A 4,360-nucleotide genomic window follows, 5' to 3' on the forward strand; every position below is an offset into this window, starting at 1 on the left:
CCATGCCGAACTCAGAAGTGAAACGCCGTAGCGCCGATGGTAGTGTGGGGTCTCCCCATGCGAGAGTAGGGAACTGCCAGGCATCAAATAAAAGCGAAGAGCCCAGTCGGAAGACTGGGCTTTTTTGCGTTTGTGCAGTGTGAAAAACGGCTGTTACCAGCCAGCTACGGGCCCTTCCTCTCCTATATAACCGCAAGCCTTCCCGCTACAGATACGGTAAACTACCGTGGATATCGCATCAGGAAAGCAATCATGACCCACTCCTTGAAACCCTGGAATACCTTCGGCATTGACCATAATGCTAAACACATCGTAAGCGCTGAAAATGAACAACAATTACTGAGCGCCTGGCAGCAATCTACCCTGGAAGGCTTGCCAGTTTTGATTTTGGGTGAAGGAAGTAACGTACTTTTTCTGGAAGACTATTCCGGTACCGTAATTCTTAACCGAATTAAAGGTATCGGGGTGAGTGAAACGGCTGATGCATGGCATCTGCACGTTGGCGCCGGAGAAAACTGGCATGAGCTAGTGCGGTTTGCATTAGAAAATAATATGCCAGGTCTGGAAAATCTGGCATTGATCCCTGGCTGCGCCGGATCTTCCCCTATCCAGAATATCGGTGCCTATGGCGTCGAACTGCAACATGTCTGCGAGTATGTTGACTGTATTGAACTGGCTACCGGTGAGTGGCAGCGCCTATCCGCTGCACAATGTCAGTTTGGTTATCGTGATAGCATCTTCAAGCATGCCTATCAGAACCGTTTCGCCATTGTTGCCGTTGGCTTCCGCCTTGCAAAAAAATGGCGGCCGGTTCTTACCTACGGCGATCTTACCCGTCTGGACCCACAAACGGTTACGCCACGGGACGTATTCGACTCCGTATGTCATATGCGAATGACCAAATTGCCTGATCCTAAAGTGAATGGTAACGCCGGTAGCTTCTTTAAAAACCCGGTCGTCAGCGCCGAATATGCCGCGACGCTGCTGGAGAATTTCCCGAAAGCGCCGCATTATCCGCAGGCTGATGGCAGTATAAAGCTGGCAGCCGGCTGGCTTATCGATCAATGCCAGTTAAAAGGCCACACCGAAGGCGGCGCGGCGGTCCATCAGCAGCAAGCCCTGGTGCTAGTCAACGTCGATAATGCACAGAGCTGTGACGTAGTTCAATTGGCCCATTATGTTCGCCAGCAGGTTGGAGACAAATTTAACGTTTGGCTGGAGCCGGAAGTGCGTTTTATTAGCAATAAAGGCGAAGTTAGCGCGGTTGAGGTAATAAGATGAAAGACATTACGGTGCCATTGACCCTCATTTCCCTGCTTGCTGATGGTGATTTTCATTCTGGTGAACAGCTGGGTGAGCGGTTAGGTATGAGCCGGGCAGCCATTAACAAACACATGCAGACCTTAAGAGACTGGGGAGTAGATGTTTTTACCGTTCCCGGTAAAGGTTACAGCCTGCCAGAACCAATTCAATTACTGGATGTGGAGCGTATTCGTCGCGCGGTTAATTACGGCAATGTTGCTGTCCTGCCTGTTATCGATTCGACCAACCAGTATCTACTGGACCGAATTAGTGAGCTGCAGTCTGGCGATGCCTGTGTAGCAGAATACCAGCAGGCAGGGCGCGGTCGACGCGGGCGTAAATGGTTTTCTCCGTTTGGTGCCAACCTGTATCTTTCTATGTTCTGGCGTCTCGAGCAGGGGCCTGCGGCCGCTATCGGTCTGAGTCTGGTTATCGGGATCGTGATGGCTGAGGTTTTACAAAGCCTGGGTGCTGATAAGGTACGTGTAAAGTGGCCAAACGATCTCTACCTGAACGATCGAAAACTGGCCGGTATCCTGGTCGAATTGACAGGGAAAACCGGGGATGCAGCACAAATCGTGATTGGTGCAGGCATTAACCTGGTGATGCGCCGGGTAGAAAATGATGTGATTAATCAGGGATGGATCAACTTGCAGGAAGCTGGAATTGTGATTGACCGCAATATCCTGGCGGCACGCCTGATTAATGAATTACACGATGCATTACAACTATTTGAACAAGAAGGGCTAGCTCCATACCTTGCTCGTTGGGATAAATTAGATAACTTTATTAACCGACAGGTCAAATTGATTATTGGTGATAAAGAAGTCTTTGGTATTTCCCGAGGTATTGATACACAGGGTGCATTATTGCTTGAACAGGATGGGATAATTAAACCCTGGATTGGTGGGGAGATCTCACTGCGTAGCGCGGAATAAAGAAAAGGGAGCCTTGGCTCCCTTGTCTTTTTTAATCATTATTTTCTCAGGCGTACCTGTTCTACAGAATGATTAGCGCTTTTAGTCAGAATTAAACTCGCACGCTCACGGGTTGGTAGGATATTCTCGTTTAAATTCTTGAGGTTAATCTCATTCCATAGTGATGTCGCAACGTTAATCGCTTCCTCTTTAGAAAGCTGCGCATAGTTATGGAAATAGGAATCCGGGTCAGTAAAGGCCCCTTCACGGAATTTAAGAAATCGATTTATATACCAGGATTGTAATAGCTTCTCTGGTGCATCAACGTAAATAGAAAAGTCGACAAAATCGGAAACAAATACATGATGTGGATCGTGAGGATAATCCATCCCGCTTTGCAGAACATTTAACCCTTCAAGAATTAATATATCCGGGTGGGTAACTGTCTTATCGCCATCAGGAATCACATCATAAATCAGATGGGAATATACGGGGGCAGTGACGTCCGGAACCCCTGACTTCAGATCGGAAACGAATTGCACTAGCCTGCGCATATCATAGGATTGTGGGAACCCTTTCTTCTTCATCAGCCCACGTTCTTTCAGCACCTCATTAGGATGCAGGAAACCATCGGTGGTGATGAGCTCAACGCGGCGATGCTCGGGCCAGCGGCTGAGTAATGCTTGCAGTACACGTGCAGTAGTGCTTTTCCCAACAGCGACGCTGCCAGCAATACTGATGATGTAAGGGATACGCTGGCCATTCGTCCCCAGGAACTGCTCAAGTACCGCCTGGCGGCGTAGGTTAGAACTAATATAAAAGTTCAGTAAACGTGATAAAGGCAAATAGATCTCCGCCACTTCTTCAAGCGACAGATCTTCGTTGATACCTTTCAGGCGTGTAATTTCCCCTTCAGTCAGGGTCATTGGCACTGAATCACGCAGCGCCGCCCACTGGCTACGATTGAACTGTAGATAAGGTGTCATTAACGTTTGCTCTTGTTTATTCATAAGCATGTTCTGGCTACCGCGCTGATTTCACGCGACGCTTCACATTAAGTTAATCAGGACAATGGGCAGGAGGTTAACACCAGATGGAAGAGAAAAAGAAGAAAAAATCCAAATGAATGGCGCTTTCGTGAGAAAACCCCGCTCTTTATTGCTGACTCGGGGGACTGGCATCTGATTGCGATAGCTATATAGAAAGAGAAAGTCAGTTAATCGACCATCAGGTGGCAAACTTATGCCGTAACCAGCAGGCTAAAAGAAGTCTATTGCTGGGCTTACAGCACTATTTTTGGTCATAAAACTGGCATGTTGCTTGGTTTTTACGCGCAAACGCACAAAACATGAGCGATAGAACATTTTATGCAAATTTTTAGTTGCATGTCGCCGCGTGTCTCCATAGAATGCGCGCTACTTGATGCCGACTTAGCTCAGTAGGTAGAGCAACTGACTTGTAATCAGTAGGTCACCAGTTCGATTCCGGTAGTCGGCACCATCAGGTGGGGTTCCCGAGCGGCCAAAGGGAGCAGACTGTAAATCTGCCGTCACAGACTTCGAAGGTTCGAATCCTTCCCCCACCACCACTTTCAGGCTAAGCATTGCGAAGCCAGAGTTGGTTGGTAAAATAACTAGCTCAAACAAAGAAAAGAGAGAAATCTCTTTTTTTTGCACAGAAAGAACTGGGTAGCCGAGTTTCAGGATGCGGGCATCGTATAATGGCTATTACCTCAGCCTTCCAAGCTGATGATGCGGGTTCGATTCCCGCTGCCCGCTCCAGACGTGCTGATATGGCTCAGTTGGTAGAGCGCACCCTTGGTAAGGGTGAGGTCCCCAGTTCGACTCTGGGTATCAGCACCACTTCACTTCTCCTTCCCGTTTCTCTCTGTTTAAATTATGCATTCAACAGTTCAGGCTTATCGTCTGGTTGATGTGGTGATATCACCGATTTATCCGTGTATTAGAGGGACTATCGATGTCTAAAGAAAAATTTGAACGTACCAAACCGCACGTCAACGTCGGTACTATCGGCCACGTTGACCATGGTAAAACTACCCTGACTGCTGCAATCACTACCGTACTGGCTAAAACCTACGGCGGTGCTGCTCGTGCTTTCGACCAGATCGATAACGCACCAGA

The 4,360-nt window shown here is 48.2% G+C and carries 4 protein-coding genes, 4 tRNA genes and 1 rRNA gene; 8 read left to right on the forward strand and 1 reads right to left on the reverse strand.

Annotation, left to right across the window (positions count from 1 at the left end):
• The 3 genes from rrf to birA all read left to right on the forward strand — a co-directional run.
• Positions 1–82, forward strand: a 5S ribosomal RNA gene (gene rrf, locus ABOC97_RS24105); the annotation flags it as partial.
• Between the two features lie 170 nt (positions 83–252).
• On the forward strand, positions 253–1,281 hold the full coding sequence (murB, locus tag ABOC97_RS23795; RefSeq protein WP_349602314.1) for a UDP-N-acetylmuramate dehydrogenase: 1,029 nt from the start codon (positions 253–255) through the stop codon (positions 1,279–1,281).
• Positions 1,278–2,240, forward strand: a complete 963-nt coding sequence (gene birA, locus ABOC97_RS23800) for a bifunctional biotin--[acetyl-CoA-carboxylase] ligase/biotin operon repressor BirA (RefSeq protein WP_349602316.1) — start codon at positions 1,278–1,280, stop codon at positions 2,238–2,240. Before murB ends, birA begins: the two co-directional genes overlap by 4 nt.
• A gap of 38 nt (positions 2,241–2,278) precedes the next feature.
• On the opposite strand, the gene coaA is transcribed toward birA, so the two are convergent.
• Entirely contained in the window at positions 2,279–3,229 is a 951-nt protein-coding gene (coaA, locus tag ABOC97_RS23805; RefSeq protein ID WP_234508772.1) for a type I pantothenate kinase, read from the reverse strand.
• A gap of 414 nt (positions 3,230–3,643) precedes the next feature.
• On the opposite strand from coaA, the gene ABOC97_RS23810 reads away from it, so the two are divergent.
• The 5 genes from ABOC97_RS23810 to ABOC97_RS23830 all read left to right on the forward strand — a co-directional run.
• A tRNA-Thr gene (locus ABOC97_RS23810) sits at positions 3,644–3,719 on the forward strand.
• Positions 3,720–3,722: 3 nt separating this feature from the next.
• A tRNA-Tyr gene (locus tag ABOC97_RS23815) sits at positions 3,723–3,807 on the forward strand.
• A 118-nt stretch (positions 3,808–3,925) separates the two neighbouring features.
• A tRNA-Gly gene (locus ABOC97_RS23820) sits at positions 3,926–4,000 on the forward strand.
• 5 nt (positions 4,001–4,005) lie between these two features.
• A tRNA-Thr gene (locus tag ABOC97_RS23825) sits at positions 4,006–4,081 on the forward strand.
• 115 nt (positions 4,082–4,196) lie between these two features.
• Positions 4,197–4,360: GTP-binding protein (locus tag ABOC97_RS23830; RefSeq protein ID WP_001445782.1), on the forward strand; the 164-nt coding region annotated here is incomplete at its 3' end.

It is taken from the genome of Kluyvera huaxiensis, from assembly GCF_040149365.1.
Classification (GTDB): domain Bacteria; phylum Pseudomonadota; class Gammaproteobacteria; order Enterobacterales; family Enterobacteriaceae; genus Kluyvera; species Kluyvera intermedia_A.

Bases quoted from the DNA above. Each gene is read 5' to 3' on its own strand.
- murB (WP_349602314.1), top strand. From the start codon at position 253: ATGACCCACTCCTTGAAACCCTGGAATACCTTCGGCATTGACCATAAT.
- birA (WP_349602316.1), top strand. From the start codon at position 1,278: ATGAAAGACATTACGGTGCCATTGACCCTCATTTCCCTGCTTGCTGAT.
- coaA (WP_234508772.1), bottom strand. From the start codon at position 3,229: ATGAATAAACAAGAGCAAACGTTAATGACACCTTATCTACAGTTCAAT.